Origin of the sequence: Lysinibacillus fusiformis, from assembly GCF_003049525.1 — a bacterium.
GTDB classification, from domain to species: Bacteria; Bacillota; Bacilli; order Bacillales_A; family Planococcaceae; genus Lysinibacillus; species Lysinibacillus fusiformis.
The window spans coordinates 12,421-28,516 of record NZ_PYWL01000018.1; the positions used below are offsets into that span (position 1 = coordinate 12,421).

The following is a 16,096-nucleotide window of genomic DNA, read 5'->3' on the forward strand; positions in this document are numbered from 1 at the left end:
TTAAAATGAAAACAGTTATTTTAGCAGAAAAACCCCCACAAGCCAAAGTATATGCTGAGGCATTTGAGGTAGCAAAAAGAGAAAAAACACATATTGAATTAAAGCCTTGTAGCATTTTTCCACATGGTGCAGTTATTACATGGGGAATTGGTCATTTAGTTGAGATTGCATTACCAGGTGAACACGATGAAAAGTGGGCGAATTGGAATCTAGAACATTTACCTGTTGTACCAAAGCAATTCAACTTAAAAGTAGCTGATTCAAAAAAGGTTCAATTTAATGCAGTAAGCAAACTTTTAAAAGAAGCAGATTTAATAATTAACGGCTGCGATATTGATCGTGAAGGTTCTAACATTTTTTATTTAATCTTAAAAGTAGCTGGTGTCGTCAATAAACCGATTAAACGCTTATTTATTAACTCACTAGAAATTGATGCAATTCGTAAAGGTTTCCAAAACCTACAAAGTAATGAAAAAGATATTGAAAAAGATAGACTTATGCATCAGGAAGCACATGCGAGACAAATTGCGGATTGGCTAGTAGGGATGAATGGCTCTCCTTTGTATTCCTTATTACTTCAAAAACAGGGTTTACGTGAAAAGCTATCAGTTGGACGATGTCAGTCACCATTAGTGATGATGATATATGATCATGAACAGAAAATAAAAAACTTTATAGCAAAACCATTCTACGAATTACACGGAAAATTCGCCACAAGTGGTCGATTAGAGTATGTAGGAAAAGCAAAACTTAAATTGGATAGTAAAGAGGAATTGAACAATTTTTTACTAGAAAATAAACTATCTCAAAATGTATCAATGAATGGAAAGATTACTAACGTAGAAAAGGAAACCAAAGGCACGAAAGCACCACGTTTGCATTCATTATCAACGCTTCAAGCAACTGCAAATAAAAAGTGGAAGTACAGCCCGAAAACAGTTCTTGATACGATGCAAACCCTATATGAAGCGAAATTAGTCACTTATCCGCGTACTTCTTGTAATTTTATTACTGAAGCTGAATTTGCATATCTAGTACAGAATGTAGAGAAATATCAACAAATAATTAACGTAAGTTTTGAAGCGAATACAGTTCTTAATAAGCTTTATGTTGATAATTCGAAGGTTCAAGAACATTTTGCAATTGTGCCAACGAAAACAATTCTAGCAATCAATACATTAAACGGATTATCAGAAACAGAACGTAATATTTATGAGGAAATCTTGCGTACAACATTGGCTATGTTCCATTCAGATTATAAATATGAAGAAACCGTCATTACAACGTCTGTGAATGATGTTGAATTTTATACGAAAGGTAAAGTGGAACTGGATCTTGGATGGAAAGCTTTATTTGTAAAAGATTCAGCAAATGAAGGAGAGGATAAAGCTAGTGTGGACCATACTGTCTTACCAGCTGTTTCAACAAATGAAGATGTTAGAGCTTTGTTGTTTGAAAAAGAAGGGTCTACAACACCACCAAAGCCGTTTACTGAAGGACAATTAATTGGTCTGATGAAAACAGCTGGGAAGACACTTGATATAGACGAAGGAGATGCTGAAATCTTAAAAGAGGTTGAAGGTATAGGAACAGATGCTACACGTTCGAATATTATTGAAACAGTGAAACAAAAAGAATATATAAGCATCAAAAAAAATATAGTTTCAGTCACACCAAAAGGTGAAATCTTGTGTAAAGCACTTGCTAATTCACTTGTAGGTAGCCCTATCTTAACGGCAAAGTGGGAAAATAAGCTTCGTTTAATTGGACAAGGGCAATTAACACTAGAGAGCTTTGTAGCTGATATAAATCAATACATTTTAGAAATGATTCAGGATGCGAAAAAAAATATCACTAGTAACTCGGATCTGAATACTTCTATCTCAAGTGCTCAAACAAAAAGCGAGATTGGTAAATGTCCAAAATGCAGTAGTGGAATTGTAGAGAAAAAAGGATTCTTTGGGTGCTCAAATTATCCTAATTGTAAATTTACATTATCTGATAATTTCCGTAAGAAAAAATTGACGAAAGCAAATATTAAGAACTTACTAGAAGGAAAAGAAACAACAATCAAGAATATTAAAAAGGCTGATACTTCTACTTATAATGCTGTTGTTAAATTAAATGGGAAAGGCTTTATAGACTTTGTTTCGTTCGTTAAATAAATGTGAGAAACAGGTTTGAATAACAGCTTACAGTACTAAAATAACTAGAACCTCACTAAACAAAGTGAGGTTTTTTCATAAAAAAACTACTTGTGGTCAATTTATTTATTAAAAATGTTGCTTTGATAAAGGATGGTACCGATTAAGTATACTGTAGGTCGGGTGCACATTAAAAAACTTGATTCATATCGAATCAAGTTTAAAGATAACTATTCATTTCCATCAGTTTCATCAACAGCAGCTACCTCAGCAATTGCTGTTGGCACACTAGCTAATTCAGCCAACAAATAATTATGTATGTCTAATATTCTCTGGCGAAATTTCGGTTGACCTTTAGAAGCCACATAATTTTTTTCAAACGAAATTATACGCCCAACTTTTCTTTCCAACTCTTTAATAAGATTCGGGTTTTTAATTATGTATTGTTGTCTCGTTTCACCTTTACCAATAAGATACTCACGCTCAATATAATTCAAAGTAATTGGAACAACATCACTAATAAAAAATATAGACTTTTTATCAGTTTTTCCTACATGATAATAACATGATGATATATCAGTATTACCTCTATTCATGTAGCTTTTAATACGTTTCTTTTGTTGTTCAGTACGATGATCATAATCGCCCATAGGAATAGCCCAATAAATTTCAGGATTTACATTAGAAGGTATTAAGGCTACTAATGGACGCTCTTTTTGATCATTCCATTCGCCTCCTACATTCTTGATAATTTGATAAAATGCATTTTTTGCAAAGTATATACCTTTTTTAGTTATAACAGTCATATTTTGAATATCCCCCTATAAAAAAAGAGGTCTCAATTAATTGAGACCTCTTTATTCAATGTTTATGGTGTACATTGAGAAACACCTTTGTATCATTCTATGTTCCAGACCGTACATAGAGAAACGCCTTTGTATCCCAATCGATGTTTAAAGTGTACATCGAGAAACACCTTGTATATTAATAATAACATATTAACATTAATATGTTAATAATAACCGTTAAAAAATTTTTTATTCTTTTTCATCTTAATTAATTTTGCGTATTTAAAAATGATTCTAAGGGCTCCATAAGCTCACCAACCATTTTATCAAAGACCATTTTGCGAGTATTTCGCACAGCGGAACACGTTTTTAATGTTGCTTCAAAGAAGGTCAGGCCATTAGGTCCCAAAAAACAAATCAATTAATCTGCTGATATAAAATTCCTACCGCTGTAACAAAACTACTTACTGCAAAGATAAATTTCGCAGATAACGTTAATTTAAAATCTTTATATTTTAATTCCATAGATAATGCCCCCTTAATTCTTATAAAATAAAAATTTCCCTACCTTTATTACACACCAAACGTCTTCTTTTTAAACATCAAAGTTGAAAAAAAATAAAATTTTATTATTATAAATCAGTATAAAAACAAAGTAAATAGGAAATACTTTATTTTTATATATCAACCACTTGTGGTCAATGTGTAATAGTAAAAAAAGGTATTAAACTTTCAATTGCTAAAATACAAACATTTGTTCTAAAATAAAACAAACGAACGTTCTTAATGAGGGGCGAAATTATGATTAATGACCGCGGGAATATGAAATGGATATCCTTGATGCTTCCTGAGCATTTAGTTCAATTGAAAGAATGGAAAAAGGAACAGTATTACGGTAAAAAGCGTGACTTAACTGAGTGGGAGATTGAAGAAATTGAGCAAACAATACAACGAGCTTTTAAACTGCGAAAGTTAGTTAAATTAACTCTATGGGAACACAATAAACCGCATGATCTAGTTGGGTTAGTGACGGGTGCTGATACCTGGAATAAAGAATTGTTATTAGAAACAGATTTATCAATAAAACGAATATCAATGGAACTAATACAAACAGCATCATTGGTTGTTGAGGATGATTAATCCTGGGCAACGACAACTTGTACACAAATTTTTATTATTAGATTTAGCCGTAAAATCGTTACAAGTCGATTATCTCAAAGTGGAACATTTCAAGTTAAAGAAAGTATTTATCCCGTTTATGGATTCTTTATTAAAGGATTTACGCAATGAATGTTTTGAATTAAAAAGACAGCTTAACCAACAGCAAATTCGTATTGTCGGATGGACTAAAGTAGATGAATACTTTAGCGATGTGAAAATTGCCACATCAGGAAATGATGTTGATTTACGTTATGCTAATCAAGCTTTAAAAACAAAGGTTGAACACCTTTTAAATAATCATATTGATGAAAAGTTAAAAATGTAATTACCACTAGTACCTTGATTTACATGTATTTTTGTCTTGTTAACCGTGAGATAATGATATATAAGGGGGAATAGGTAATGTTATTTACTCCAATAAAGCCAATGTTACTTCATATGGGTAACAACAATGAAATAGTAAATAATCCTGAATGGATTTACGATATAAAATGGGACGGTTGGCGTATCCTTTTGCATAAAGAAGGTAAGAAGGTAGAAGCATTTACACGACATGGCAATAACGTTACGGCCAAGTTTCCTGAACTTCAAATAGTTGGCCATTCAATTCAAGCACACTCTGCGATTATTGATTGTGAAGGTGTTGTTTTAAGAAATGGTGTTTCCGTATTTGATGACTTGAATTATAGAGGTAGACTTTCAAATAAAGATAAAATTGAACAAAGTACTATAACTCATCCAGTTTCTTTTGTTGCTTTTGATGTACTAGCATCTGATAAATCTCTTATAAATCAACCTTTAGCTGATCGCAAGAAAGTATTATCGTCAATTATCGAACCTTCAAATAGCCTGTTTATAACACCATCAATAGAAGGTAATGGCAGCGATATTTTCCAACTAACTAAGGACAAGCAAATGGAAGGGATTGTAGGAAAGCGAAGCAATTCGAAGTACAAAACTAATCATAGATCCCATGATTGGTTAAAATATAAACATTTTAAAGTTACTGATGTGATTATTTTAGGGTATAAAGAAAACCCATTTACCATGATAGTGGGCTCCCAACTAAGTGATGGAAATTATAAAGCATTGGCCAGTGTAGAATTCGGCTTTAAGCAAGAAGAAAAAACAGCTTTCCGCAATATAGCTAAACAAATTGTGACTAAAAAAGACCGCGAAATTATTTGGATAGAACCAAGATTAAAATGCCAAGTGCAATATTTAGAAAAAACGAATTCAGGATTACTAAGAATAGTGTCCTTTAAAGGTTTTAATGTTAATTAAAATAACCACTTGTGGTCATATCGGTTGCGTTACCTGAATGTTAAAATATACAAAGCCCAGGACAGTTAATTTTGAACCTGAGCTTTGTTTTTATTAATCATTTTTTAATTCCTTTTCTCGTGCTGCTACCAGCTGCATTAGTTCAGCTAAATCATCTAAATCACAATATTTATTAATATAAGTTTTAGCTGAACTTTTTGCAGACTGTTTACGTGTTTTTTCTCTGTTTTTTTCCCTATAAGCTTGTGTGGCGCGTTGTTGTGCTTCAGATGTTCTTTTCTCGGTCAACCTCTATCTCTCCTTTTCAAGAAATACAATATGATGTTAAACACCACTAAAATTAAGCAAATTGAATAAATAATCATCATTGAATAGTCGTAGAATTTAGGATCTTCCCAATTAACCATATCTGTCAAAATGTAAACGGCAAATGCAATCATTATAGCGTATGAGATATTTTTCATTTATCAATGGATATGATAAGATTTAGGAAGGAGGGTTTAACCTCCTTCACAGCTTACTTGCGATTTTTCTTCTTACGTTTTGCGGACGGTTGAGAAGAAGGTCGCTTTTTGTTTTGCTTACTACTTCGAATATCATGTATGTTCTTTGCTGAACCAGTGAGTAAATTTAGCACTGATGATATTGCGACTAGGTAAGTCAAAGCCTTATCGTAATCCAGTTTTGTTCAACTCCTTTCTATATATATATTATATACCATGGTATATATAAAATCAATGCCTAAATTGTAATATTTTATAACAAATAATAAATAATAGTATTAAATGATATGAATAAAAAAAATAACCAAGCTCATTTTTACTTGTGCCTGGTCTTTTTTGTAAGTAGAAAATGACTCATAAAAACAACCACTTGTGGTTATATTTAAGAGTCAATTCAAAATAAAATATAGCTAATTATTACCACGTAAAGTATTTTTCCAGCTGTATTATTCAGATAAATTTCTAGAATTAATACTTATATTTCTAACCTCTAGAATGGTCACTTAAAAATAGTAGTAAGATTTACATTGGAAGGTTTTCTAGTAATAGTTAAGTTTGTTTTCTAATTTAGAGTAAGGAGTATATTTCTATAAATACTATCTTATCAACTCTTTTTATTTATACTATTTGATATTGAATTTGCTTTCTTTTTCTTGGGAAAACTATATTTTTCATTTTCTTTTTTTATCTCTGTAATTAGTCTCTTTTTCTTCTCCGTGCACATACTTATTAACCACCCTTCCCTTTTCTATAATAGTGGTCAATTTTTCTTTTTTTTATACACATATAATTTCCCTCTCCCCCATACATTGGAGTATCCCATGAACAGTATGAAAGTGTTCATGGCTTCAATCGTGAAAATGGAGGTATCAAGAGATATGGAAGTGAAGAAGAGGAAAAGAAAAGATGCCAAAGTGGATTACAAACCGACTGTCCCTATCCCCCTAAAAACAAGCATAGAACGACTTGCAGCTATCACAGGAATTGTAGTAAAAGACATAGCAGACTATTTGGTTGTTTCGGCACTTAATAGCGTTGAAGTTATCAGTTACATATCAAAATGCTTCCAGTATGATCTAAGATTTAATAACACGTTATACTTTGGAAACTCTCAAAATCCTACTGTAAGGAAAAAAAATCCCCCTGGTACTACAGATAGAGTTTCTCTTAGAGTCTCTCAACATACGGATCATTTAATAGGTTCAATCGCGTATGCAATGAGATGTACCCGACATCGAGCATGTGCAGCCCTACTTGAACAAGCTATGCTTAATTATGATATTGTTAATGACTTTATAAGAAATTACTTAATAAATGGCCTAGATGAAGATAGATTAAATGAGCTTCAAAAAGTAATGAACTACATTAATAGTATGGATGATACTTTTGAATACTCATGGGCTGATCTTTTATCATTGATTGCAAGAGAAGTAAATGCACCTATCACATCTACTAAAGAATCGGTAGACGAATTTTTAATTAATAATTGGAGAGACAATCTGTAAATATATAGGTTTAAATTAGAAAAAAATAAAATGCAGATGTTAAATATGGAAAATCTAAATCCATGTTTAACATCTGCATTTTATTTAATTACCATGATAAATATTGGAACAACAAATAATGGACTTTCACCCACGATTTGCGAATGGTCGAACCATTCTTTCTATGTATTAAATTATAATACATTATTATAATCATGTCAAAGGATTTATAAAACATTTAATACTTTTATAAAACATTTTATTACTTTTATAAATTATAAAAATACATATATAAATTATTCCAACTATTTATAAATGTATTCATATAACTTTTGTATATTTCTAAAGAAAAACATCAAATCATTGTTTAATTTAGGAAAAGGTGGTTCGTTATTTACAGTTTTTAAAAGGTTCCCTAGTGAATCAATTAGTGTGTCAGGAGTTGATGAAGGGTTATATTTTAATAATTTGTATAGTTTTAAAACACCTGCAATATCTTTGAAACGGTAAGTAGGTCTTATCGCTAAAGCTACTCCAGCACCAATTAAATCAGGTAGTAATAGTGTGTTTACATAACGTTTATTAACTTTTCCATTTGATATGGCATCAGCAGGACATGAAGATAGGTTAACTAATAAAGGGCTGTTATGTGCTGCTGCATTTCTAATATAACGAGTACTTATCATAAGGCTTTTATATGCGTTTATATTAATATCAGGATTAGGGTAACGATTAAAATAGTACTCAAAAAAATATTGTAATTCTTGCATTTGCATAATTTCTATTAGTTGCCAAATAGCTATATATTTTTGATTGGCAATTATTTTTGTATAAATGCCATGATTTGAACTACTTGCATTTTGCCCTCTATTAATTAATGATTCAATTGAAATTGTATTATTAGAATGTTTTGCATTGTAGGAGGTAATATAATCATTAATTATTTCGTAACCATCCACTTCATTATTATAGGAAACATCCTTAAGAACCTTAACTTTTAAAAAATGCTCAATTTCTAACGTCATTTGTAACAGTATGTAACGTAATTCTTTATCTAACCTCGATAGAGAAATTAAGTATTGAAAGTCTAAATCGATGTATTTATTCTTCTTATCTCTTCGAAAGTTTTTTCTATAACAAGCAAATTTATAGTAATAGTTTCTTTCCTCTAAGTAAGGAATAGCATCAGCTTCACTAATACAGTTGAATTTTACACCATTTCTTTTTAAAATACCTTCGATTAATTGGCTAGCTGTTTTTTTTTCCTTATATGGCAACAGTATTACAGATGTCATTTATCTCACCTACAATAATTTAATGTATTTCTAGTTTAGTATAAACAATAAATGTATATACTAAACTAGAAATTTAAACAGTTGTACTTTTTTACTTCTATTTATTTTCATTAATTAGTTTTGAAACTAATGATTGTGAGATATTTAAACGTAATGCAATTTCTTTTTGTTTAATACCTACCTCATTATATAGTCGTAAGACTTCTTCCCTGTAATCAGATTTTCTATCAAAAACAGGATAACTTGTTTGGGTTGTTGTTTCACCTAACCCTTTTTCAGCTGTCATCGTGACATGATAGCCATTTTGTCTTCCACTCATAGTTATAGTTTGTTTTTTTTCATCGTAGTGAAATGATCCCGTACCTTCTTCAAATTGGTTTAAATAGTTAGTAATGAATGGTTGTACAATATCATTTCTTTCCTCAGATTTACCTACAATAATTTGAATTTCATTTTCGTCTTTTTGTTTGGACATTGTATTCACACCCCTCTTAATATTTTTAATAATAATGTTAGTAATTATATTTGTCAATGTTTTTATATGAAATATATATCTCCCTTTATGAGGAATTTTGCGCTTATTTTGTATTATAAGTAAACATAAATAAGCTCAATTTCTCGCATTAAAATTGAGAAATTGAGCTTTATCATCAAGTCGCTGAATGGTCTATTAACTCTTAACATTTTTTAACTTTTTCATTATCCCTGTTAGCCTATCATTCACCCTGCCTTTTTCCTTATCGTTTTCTTTAACCTTTTTATAGCAGGATAAACATTGTTTTTTCCATTGTTCATTTGCCTTTACCCAGTGTTTCCTCCCACAAATTTCACAAAGCAAACGGACTTCATTCAGTTCATAGTTAACTTTATCTAAATTCAATATAAATCTTTTATCAGGAGTTGAGGGGTCAGGAAATTCACTCTGTATCTTCTTTTTAAAACAATCCAAACATGTTAATTTTCCGTTTATTTCTTTATATTGCAATTTACGCAATTTGTTGTTATTGAATTCTTTAATTCCGCACTCTTCACAAACCCGTTCATTTAATCTTGTTTGGTTGATTTTATCTTCAACTTTTTCGTAATATGATACATCCTTTATCTCAAACCCACATTTAAAACAATTCAATGTATGAGCTTTTGATGTATTCTCAATAAAGTCATAATCACGTATACCTTTTCTATCAATACTTATTCCGTTACTTCCACTTTCATAAGAAACCGCTGTTTTAAATCCGCAAGCAGGACAATGTACACTAAACATAGTAGTTCTACATTCTCTACAATCACAAGGACTTCCAAAGTCATGATTAGCCATATTTTCGCTTCCTTTGTATAAGTTAATTATCTTTAATTATAACCTGCTATAGATAAAAGAGGATGATATATCCTACATTACTATTTTCTTTAAATGTGTTACTCAAGAAAATGAACCAATTGCTGAACAAAGTTAAAGTTAAAAAGCACATATATTATTTGTTCCAAAACTCGTCCTTTTCTGAACACACTGCTATTCAATCTGAAAAGGACGTTTTTTATTGTCTTTTTCGTAACAAAACTCTGTTCATAATTCTACGTTCAATAACCCGTGTTGTTTTATCTTATGTTACAATGAGTTTATAGAAAAATAAGGAAAGAGTGATTTTGGTGTTAATTGGCTACGCACGTGTATCAACAGGATTACAAAATTTAGATTTGCAAATGGATGCGTTAACGAAATATGGCTGTGTTAAAATTTTTCATGATAAGTTGAGTGGGACAAAGAAGCAGCGTCCAGGATTAGAAGAAGCATTAGAGTATGCACGTGAAGGGGATACAATTGTAGTTTGGCGACTAGATCGACTTGGTCGCAATATGCAGGACTTGATTAACATTGTGAATAGTTTGAATGAACGTGGTGTCGGCTTTCATAGTCTACAAGAAAACTTAACAATGGATAAAAGTAATGCGACTGGCCAACTGATGTTCCACTTGTTCGCAGCGTTTGCGGAATTTGAGCGTAACTTAATAGAAGAACGCTCAGCTGCTGGTCGTGCAGCAGCAAGAGCACGTGGTCGTCTTGGTGGTCGCCCGGAGAAGTTTGGGGAAAAAGATATTGAAATGATGAAATCCCTTATTGAAAATGGTACACCGATTAAAGATGTTGCTGAAAAATGGGGCGTGTCTCGCACGACAATTTATCGCTATTTAGAGAAACAATAATTCAGAAGACACAACGTCAACTAAGCTAAATATTCAATATTAGGAACAAGTCAAATTAACAAGATAAAAGCATTGTCATGTCCTGACTTTGGTCTTTTCTCAATCGTTTTAAATCAAATTTCTATGTAATATAAAAACCACTTGTGGTCAAACAAAGATCACGTTCAGCCAGAAAGAATTGGGGGAAGTAGGACCCCCTCTTTTTGTTTACATTTATTTTAATATTGACTTAGGGTTAATGTACATCCAGCCGAAACAACGGGCGAAGTCACCTGACCATTCTGATACGTCTAAATGTAAGAAATAGCCTTGCTCAAGTCTATCAGCAATATATGGTGTCTGTGGGGGTGTATCTATGTTTGTCCGAAGAGGTAATGCGCTTGATTCATGTAAAATTTCCCACATCTTGCTTTCAAAATTTATAACAGATGCGGTTGTAAAAACTGGGATTCCATTTGTATCAAAAATCGTCGTTATTACCCCATGAATTTCTTTAAATGTGCTTTTAACTGTATACCCATCAAATAATTCTGTTCCAATTTCTTCAAAAGAATCTTTATAAATTCTGTTTAGAGTAAAATATAAGTCTTTTGATACTTCGTTTGAGTTTGTTTTACGAATATGTCCAGAATTTAAGGTTATGTGATTAATGTTATTCATTATTCCACGAATCTTTCAATGGCATTTTTAATCGCTTGTACACGTAAATGCTTATGTTCAAATTCTTCAGCTCCCCAAATAGCTTCACACCAATCATCGTGTGTGAATATCACCTCACAATTATCACCATCTTCATGCCACACTAAGGGAACGCCACCAATCACGCAATTTGAGTTAAACACTACATCACCCTCGTGCACAAAAATAAAAGGTTGTGCATCACTCCTCATAGATAAAATGCTTTCAAAAGCTTGATGTAATTCTTGCGCTGTTTTCAAAATTCCCATTAAAATAACCTCCTCATAAAATTTATTGAGTAATTCAGCGTTTTTGAGTGTAATGTTATCCAACGAAGCTTCACCCTTAAAGATCCTGTATACAGTATTTTGTGGGATACCAGTTGCTTTTGAGACTTGAAGGGCTGGAATACCACTGTCGATTAATTTTTTGATATTTTCTCTCATATTAATTCCTTTTTTATTCATTAGTAATGTCTTATCGTTTCTTCTCGAATCTTTCCATTTACATCAATTGTACGAATAAATTCTACTGGTCCATCTTTAGTTACACGCATGTCATTTTCAAGTACGTAGATACCTTTTTCGCTTTGCTTTGCTTTTTCGATATATGCAGCGATTCTTTTTTCATTCTCTAATTTTACCTCTGCATTAATTTTCTTTTCCATAATGTCGTGGAAAATTTTTGCCGTGTCATTAGCAATTAGACCACCTGTAGCTGAAATGTTAAGTTGTTTTAAGAATTCACTCGCATTTTCAAAACTGTAACAATAAGTTTTTTTAAAATATGAGGCCTTTGCTACTGTAGTTATACCATTTGCGGAACATTCCACTTTATAACCATTCAGATGTTTTACAAATACTTCAACACCGTTTTTAATAAATATAGTTGTAACGGATTCCATGTACTTGATCTCCTCCCATGCAATAGAAAGATTTGTTGCGTCATCCTCAATCGCTTATTTATCCACCGATATCGGTAATTCTATGCTTATTATATTACCGTTATCGGTAAAAGTAAAGCTTTTTGATAAAATCTTTAAGGTTTTTTACACAACAAAAAAGTAGACAGCGTTATGACCATCTACCTTTATTTCCACTTAGTTAATTAAATTTACAAATATTAAGTAATTCACATTCCACTTAGTTTCAAGTGAAATATACCATATATATGTATATTTAACAATGAAAGTTTGATTGAAACAGGCTCTCAGACGTTCCTAAAATCGAGTTGACGGATGATTCACCGTCTCGATTTGTTTGAGAGCTCTTCAATTGCACTCTTTTTTCAAGAAAACTGGTATAAAACAGCACACAATGGAATAGAGAAAAATAGAGAAGTAAAATAGTACATGCCATTGAGTAGAAAAGAATTGAAAAAATTTGCGAAGAATAGGAGTAACTAGCGTATGGAACAGACAATTTCAATAGAGAGGCGTATTCAAGAGCTACTTTCTGATGATCCATTATTTCAAGTAATCCAGGAAACACCAGCTGAGCAGTTTTTTTTATCAGAGCTTTATCTAACAGAATTGATTGAAAAGAAGTACTACTCAACACCTGAAGTTGCTAGCTGGTTTAACGTTACTGATGCACAGCTCCGTTATTATATTAAACCATTTGAAGAATACTTATTTGATGGACAGGCGACAAATCCAACAACAGCAACTGTGATTCGTTTAGACTTCAGAGCAATTTTGAAACTCCGTATGATTCTGCTATTAAAAGATGAGTATCGCGTGAAAGGATTAAAGCAACTTTTACGAATAAATGAAGATGGCCACATCATCAAACAAGTATCTGTTCCAGAAAACTTTCCTGACGCAACTTACGATAAACGCTTAGATACCTTAAGTAAAGCGTTTGCTCAGATTATGCATACTGGCTTATTTCAAATGGAGCAAAATGAAGATAATGTGGAAACGAAGCTCACATTAAATGAGAACTTTCTACTTCAAAAAATCAAGGGGCTTCCTGAATCTTCGCAAGAAATTGAAAAGCTTCAATATCATATGGAACAGCTGGAGCAGCAAAATCAAGAATTGACCGAAAAAGTAGAGGGTATCCTCATATCTAACAAAGAGGACATCGCAATTAAAATCAGAGAAAAACACATTGAACAAAGTGTCTTAAAACGCCTTGAAAATGAAGCCCTAATCCAATATGCAGCTACAAAAGGATGGCAATTCTTCGGAAAACTCTTCCGTTCTACTCAAATAGAAATCGAGAAAAAACAGTATATAGCTGCCTATATAGACGAACATTTTTCTGAGCAACTAACGCAAGAACTTCATCAGTATCACGAGCGATTGGTGGAGTAAATGACATCTTTTCACAAATCAAAAAACGCTTCCTTTTCAACAGAAAGCGTTTTTTTATGGAATTGAATCAAATGTTTAGTAGCACTTAATCGCCTATTCGATTTTCAACTTCCACCAGCGATGAAATATCCTTGTAAATAATGAAATACTTGTTAGAATGAAAATCGTTTAATAATGGCTGGCCAGCTTTAAATTCACTTAGAGGGAAACTAGCGTCTTTTCCATTAGTATATGTGACCCTTATAAATGTCTCTTTTATTTCTAATTCAATTGGGATACCATTTGTAAAAAAGCTGACCATAAGCTTTAAGATTAAAAAGACTATACCCATATTTAAAATACCCGCATTAATAATCAGTATAAGGGCAAGCGGTGACTCTAGTGGATCAATTAGATAATTAATATATAAAATAAAAAAGGTTAATAAAACTACTAAAATTATCATTTTAAAAAGCTTAAACATTAGTCTTAAATATTCGTATTGTTTTTGTCTGAGTTATTTAGAAATAATTTTCTATTATTTTTGAAATCGGTTAATTCAATATAATGAACTTCAGTTGTTGTATTTTCTTTGGATATATGAATAGATAAGTCATAGCTAATCTCATAAATAACTTCACCTGTATTTATATCTGTCCAAAAAATTGTATTAAAAGGTGACTTCCCTAGCGTTATTGTTCTTGGTTTATACTGTATTTCTAAATTCCCTATTGTTTCTTGGTCTTTGAAAAATAAATTTAATTTTTCCTTTTCGTTTAAGTCGAATTTTATACAAGAAACATCAAAAGAAGCGAAAAAACATTCAAAATTTGAGGATACAGAAGTATCTACTTTTTCTATCTCGATGCTTTCGTCTTCCTTTTCTTTTTGTGTATTTGCTTCTTTACAAGCTGTTAGTAATACAACGGATATACATAAAAATATAATTGATAGCATTTTAACATTGTTCATTTAGAAACCCTTCTTTCTTCAAAGCTATTGTAATGTTTTTTTATAGTGTTCTCCTATTTTAAATTGGCTTTAAAATATACACAGAAATACTAGCTGTAAATATGCCTATAGTTAAGCAAATATAAAAAGCATATTTGTATTTATCTAAGAAAAACCCTAAAAGACCAAACACAAAAATAATTATTATCCAAACATAATTTTCTACACTCATGTGTCATGTCCTCCTGATTTCATTATTTCTTTTTACATTTGAAATGCGATTTGCGATCTATTACTTTGTGTTCTATCCAGTCACCATTCCAATGCGCCTTTAATGTTGCTGCAAGTTGCGCTTTAGGTCTGGAATAGTAACACTGACAATGATTTAATACTTCATCAATAGTTATCCATTTATCAGGGTATCTTTGAAAATATCGTTTTACATCGTCTATCATCAATGTATAGTCACTTTGATAATCAAAATCACCCATTTTATGGCCACCTGTAATAGTGTCATGATAACCATCTTTAATAAATTTTCTAATATCATCAGTTTTACGGTTCAATTTAGCAAACATCCCATAAGGTATTTCTACATACCCATGCTCTTTAACAATAATTAAACCAATACCATTGTGCTTTAGAAAATCATGTACCAATCGAGAGAAACCACCTTTTTTATTAGGTACTGCAACGAATACATAATGTCCATGTCGCTTTGCATATACAGCTTGTTCTATGACTTTGAAATTAAGCATTTTTTTCATTTCTACAATGATATTATGATTTCCTATAGTACCTACAACATCATATTTAAGTACTTCAGCATAAACTTTTTCACAACCTATTTTTTCTAGCAAAAATTGCTTTACTGGTGCAAATAAATCTGATTCCTTCACATTATCACCATCCTGTTACTGTAGAATATATTTCGGTTAATTAGCCAAACGCACAAGTTTTGATGCCGTTGTAGAAACCTAATTTAATTACTTTATCCCAATTGATCTCATTTCGATTGAATCTATGAACTACCATACATCCATCGTCATAAATAATAGGTGCTGTATATGTGTAGTCACATGGCGTTTCTGTTTTACAATAAGTCATTACTTTTCCTAGTTGTGGATGGTTAATCTCTCCCCATTCTTTTCCATTTGACCAAGATAGAACTTGTCCTTCATATGCTTCAGCAAGGATTTTAGGAGTGCAAACACACTCCTTATGCAACTTTGCTGTACTGGAAAAAACGTATCCATTTTTCATGCATTTAATAATTTTGATTAACCTTTTTTTCTTCATAGATATAC

19 protein-coding genes and 1 pseudogene are annotated in these 16,096 nt (G+C 31.6%); 7 read left to right on the plus strand and 13 right to left on the minus strand.

Annotated elements, in window-relative coordinates:
• Positions 1-5: 5 nt before the first annotated feature.
• Positions 6-2,165, plus strand: coding sequence for a DNA topoisomerase III (gene topB / locus C9J29_RS22120; protein WP_107922786.1), 2,160 nt, complete (start codon positions 6-8; stop codon positions 2,163-2,165).
• A gap of 209 nt (positions 2,166-2,374) precedes the next feature.
• Here the strand turns inward: topB and C9J29_RS22125 are convergent, their stop codons facing one another.
• Positions 2,375-2,950, minus strand: coding sequence for a hypothetical protein (locus C9J29_RS22125; protein ID WP_201798431.1), 576 nt, complete (start codon positions 2,948-2,950; stop codon positions 2,375-2,377).
• Positions 2,951-3,733: 783 nt separating this feature from the next.
• Between C9J29_RS22125 and C9J29_RS22130 the strand changes: the two genes are divergently transcribed.
• The 3 genes from C9J29_RS22130 (at position 3,734) to C9J29_RS22140 (ending at position 5,377) form a co-directional block, all read left to right on the plus strand.
• Positions 3,734-4,072, plus strand: coding sequence for a YolD-like family protein (locus C9J29_RS22130; RefSeq protein ID WP_107922787.1), 339 nt, complete (start codon positions 3,734-3,736; stop codon positions 4,070-4,072).
• Complete coding sequence (locus C9J29_RS22135) at positions 4,065-4,418, plus strand: YhjD family protein (RefSeq protein WP_107922788.1); 354 nt, start codon at positions 4,065-4,067, stop codon at positions 4,416-4,418. Before C9J29_RS22130 ends, C9J29_RS22135 begins: the two co-directional genes overlap by 8 nt.
• A 77-nt stretch (positions 4,419-4,495) precedes the next feature.
• Positions 4,496-5,377: an ATP-dependent DNA ligase gene (locus C9J29_RS22140; protein WP_237068905.1), complete on the plus strand. Its 882-nt coding sequence runs from the start codon at positions 4,496-4,498 to the stop codon at positions 5,375-5,377.
• 93 nt (positions 5,378-5,470) lie between these two features.
• Here C9J29_RS22140 and C9J29_RS22145 read toward each other — a convergent pair whose 3' ends face one another.
• Positions 5,471-5,665: a hypothetical protein gene (locus tag C9J29_RS22145; protein ID WP_107922789.1), complete on the minus strand. Its 195-nt coding sequence runs from the start codon at positions 5,663-5,665 to the stop codon at positions 5,471-5,473.
• A 1,036-nt stretch (positions 5,666-6,701) separates the two neighbouring features.
• Here C9J29_RS22145 and C9J29_RS22150 point away from each other — a divergent pair.
• Entirely contained in the window at positions 6,702-7,385 is a 684-nt protein-coding gene (locus tag C9J29_RS22150) for a hypothetical protein (RefSeq protein ID WP_237068906.1), read from the plus strand.
• Between the two features lie 284 nt (positions 7,386-7,669).
• Here C9J29_RS22150 and C9J29_RS22155 read toward each other — a convergent pair whose 3' ends face one another.
• The 3 genes from C9J29_RS22155 to C9J29_RS22165 form a co-directional block, all read right to left on the minus strand.
• Positions 7,670-8,659, minus strand: a complete 990-nt coding sequence (locus tag C9J29_RS22155) for an Abi family protein (protein ID WP_107922790.1) — start codon at positions 8,657-8,659, stop codon at positions 7,670-7,672.
• A gap of 97 nt (positions 8,660-8,756) precedes the next feature.
• Positions 8,757-9,134: a sugar-binding transcriptional regulator gene (locus C9J29_RS22160; protein ID WP_107922791.1), complete on the minus strand. Its 378-nt coding sequence runs from the start codon at positions 9,132-9,134 to the stop codon at positions 8,757-8,759.
• A gap of 195 nt (positions 9,135-9,329) precedes the next feature.
• Entirely contained in the window at positions 9,330-9,977 is a 648-nt protein-coding gene (locus C9J29_RS22165) for a hypothetical protein (protein WP_107922792.1), read from the minus strand.
• 329 nt (positions 9,978-10,306) lie between these two features.
• On the opposite strand from C9J29_RS22165, the gene C9J29_RS22170 reads away from it, so the two are divergent.
• Positions 10,307-10,861, plus strand: coding sequence for a recombinase family protein (locus C9J29_RS22170; RefSeq protein WP_107922793.1), 555 nt, complete (start codon positions 10,307-10,309; stop codon positions 10,859-10,861).
• Positions 10,862-11,074: 213 nt separating this feature from the next.
• Here C9J29_RS22170 and C9J29_RS22175 read toward each other — a convergent pair whose 3' ends face one another.
• The 3 genes and pseudogenes from C9J29_RS22175 to C9J29_RS22185 all read right to left on the minus strand — a co-directional run bounded on the left by C9J29_RS22175 (position 11,075) and on the right by C9J29_RS22185 (position 12,443).
• A complete protein-coding gene (locus C9J29_RS22175) occupies positions 11,075-11,521 on the minus strand; it encodes a hypothetical protein (RefSeq protein ID WP_107922794.1) in 447 nt (148 codons plus the stop codon).
• Between the two features lie 293 nt (positions 11,522-11,814).
• A pseudogene (locus C9J29_RS22180) lies at positions 11,815-11,985 on the minus strand (DNA-binding protein); the annotation flags it as partial.
• A 20-nt stretch (positions 11,986-12,005) separates the two neighbouring features.
• The gene (locus tag C9J29_RS22185; RefSeq protein WP_107922795.1) at positions 12,006-12,443 is read right to left on the minus strand and encodes a hypothetical protein; all 438 of its coding nucleotides are present in this window, start codon (positions 12,441-12,443) and stop codon (positions 12,006-12,008) included.
• A gap of 504 nt (positions 12,444-12,947) precedes the next feature.
• Here C9J29_RS22185 and C9J29_RS22190 point away from each other — a divergent pair.
• Positions 12,948-13,859, plus strand: a complete 912-nt coding sequence (locus C9J29_RS22190; RefSeq protein WP_107922796.1) for a DNA primase — start codon at positions 12,948-12,950, stop codon at positions 13,857-13,859.
• An 85-nt stretch (positions 13,860-13,944) separates the two neighbouring features.
• Here C9J29_RS22190 and C9J29_RS22195 read toward each other — a convergent pair whose 3' ends face one another.
• From C9J29_RS22195 to C9J29_RS22210, 5 genes are read right to left on the minus strand one after another with little or no spacing between them, the layout of a single operon-like run.
• On the minus strand, positions 13,945-14,304 hold the full coding sequence (locus C9J29_RS22195; protein ID WP_141390463.1) for a hypothetical protein: 360 nt from the start codon (positions 14,302-14,304) through the stop codon (positions 13,945-13,947).
• 23 nt (positions 14,305-14,327) lie between these two features.
• Complete coding sequence (locus tag C9J29_RS22200; protein WP_107922798.1) at positions 14,328-14,810, minus strand: hypothetical protein; 483 nt, start codon at positions 14,808-14,810, stop codon at positions 14,328-14,330.
• A gap of 58 nt (positions 14,811-14,868) precedes the next feature.
• Positions 14,869-15,021: a hypothetical protein gene (locus C9J29_RS24445; RefSeq protein ID WP_170110037.1), complete on the minus strand. Its 153-nt coding sequence runs from the start codon at positions 15,019-15,021 to the stop codon at positions 14,869-14,871.
• A gap of 22 nt (positions 15,022-15,043) precedes the next feature.
• Positions 15,044-15,688 (minus strand): hypothetical protein, encoded by a 645-nt coding sequence (locus C9J29_RS22205; protein WP_107922799.1) that lies wholly within the window; start codon positions 15,686-15,688, stop codon positions 15,044-15,046.
• Positions 15,689-15,728: 40 nt separating this feature from the next.
• Positions 15,729-16,088, minus strand: a complete 360-nt coding sequence (locus C9J29_RS22210; protein WP_107922800.1) for a hypothetical protein — start codon at positions 16,086-16,088, stop codon at positions 15,729-15,731.
• Positions 16,089-16,096 lie beyond the last annotated feature (8 nt).

What these genes read in the sequence shown, in the direction of transcription:
- topB (WP_107922786.1), top strand. Translation starts at nt 6, where the DNA reads ATGAAAACAGTTATTTTAGCAGAAAAACCCCCACAAGCCAAAGTATAT.
- C9J29_RS22125 (WP_201798431.1), bottom strand. Translation starts at nt 2,950, where the DNA reads ATGACTGTTATAACTAAAAAAGGTATATACTTTGCAAAAAATGCATTT.
- C9J29_RS22130 (WP_107922787.1), top strand. Translation starts at nt 3,734, where the DNA reads ATGATTAATGACCGCGGGAATATGAAATGGATATCCTTGATGCTTCCT.
- C9J29_RS22135 (WP_107922788.1), top strand. Translation starts at nt 4,065, where the DNA reads ATGATTAATCCTGGGCAACGACAACTTGTACACAAATTTTTATTATTA.
- C9J29_RS22140 (WP_237068905.1), top strand. Translation starts at nt 4,496, where the DNA reads ATGTTATTTACTCCAATAAAGCCAATGTTACTTCATATGGGTAACAAC.
- C9J29_RS22150 (WP_237068906.1), top strand. Translation starts at nt 6,702, where the DNA reads ATGAACAGTATGAAAGTGTTCATGGCTTCAATCGTGAAAATGGAGGTA.
- C9J29_RS22155 (WP_107922790.1), bottom strand. Translation starts at nt 8,659, where the DNA reads ATGACATCTGTAATACTGTTGCCATATAAGGAAAAAAAAACAGCTAGC.
- C9J29_RS22160 (WP_107922791.1), bottom strand. Translation starts at nt 9,134, where the DNA reads ATGTCCAAACAAAAAGACGAAAATGAAATTCAAATTATTGTAGGTAAA.
- C9J29_RS22165 (WP_107922792.1), bottom strand. Translation starts at nt 9,977, where the DNA reads ATGGCTAATCATGACTTTGGAAGTCCTTGTGATTGTAGAGAATGTAGA.
- C9J29_RS22175 (WP_107922794.1), bottom strand. Translation starts at nt 11,521, where the DNA reads ATGAATAACATTAATCACATAACCTTAAATTCTGGACATATTCGTAAA.
- C9J29_RS22185 (WP_107922795.1), bottom strand. Translation starts at nt 12,443, where the DNA reads ATGGAATCCGTTACAACTATATTTATTAAAAACGGTGTTGAAGTATTT.
- C9J29_RS22190 (WP_107922796.1), top strand. Translation starts at nt 12,948, where the DNA reads ATGGAACAGACAATTTCAATAGAGAGGCGTATTCAAGAGCTACTTTCT.
- C9J29_RS22195 (WP_141390463.1), bottom strand. Translation starts at nt 14,304, where the DNA reads ATGATAATTTTAGTAGTTTTATTAACCTTTTTTATTTTATATATTAAT.
- C9J29_RS22200 (WP_107922798.1), bottom strand. Translation starts at nt 14,810, where the DNA reads ATGAACAATGTTAAAATGCTATCAATTATATTTTTATGTATATCCGTT.
- C9J29_RS24445 (WP_170110037.1), bottom strand. Translation starts at nt 15,021, where the DNA reads ATGAGTGTAGAAAATTATGTTTGGATAATAATTATTTTTGTGTTTGGT.
- C9J29_RS22210 (WP_107922800.1), bottom strand. Translation starts at nt 16,088, where the DNA reads ATGAAGAAAAAAAGGTTAATCAAAATTATTAAATGCATGAAAAATGGA.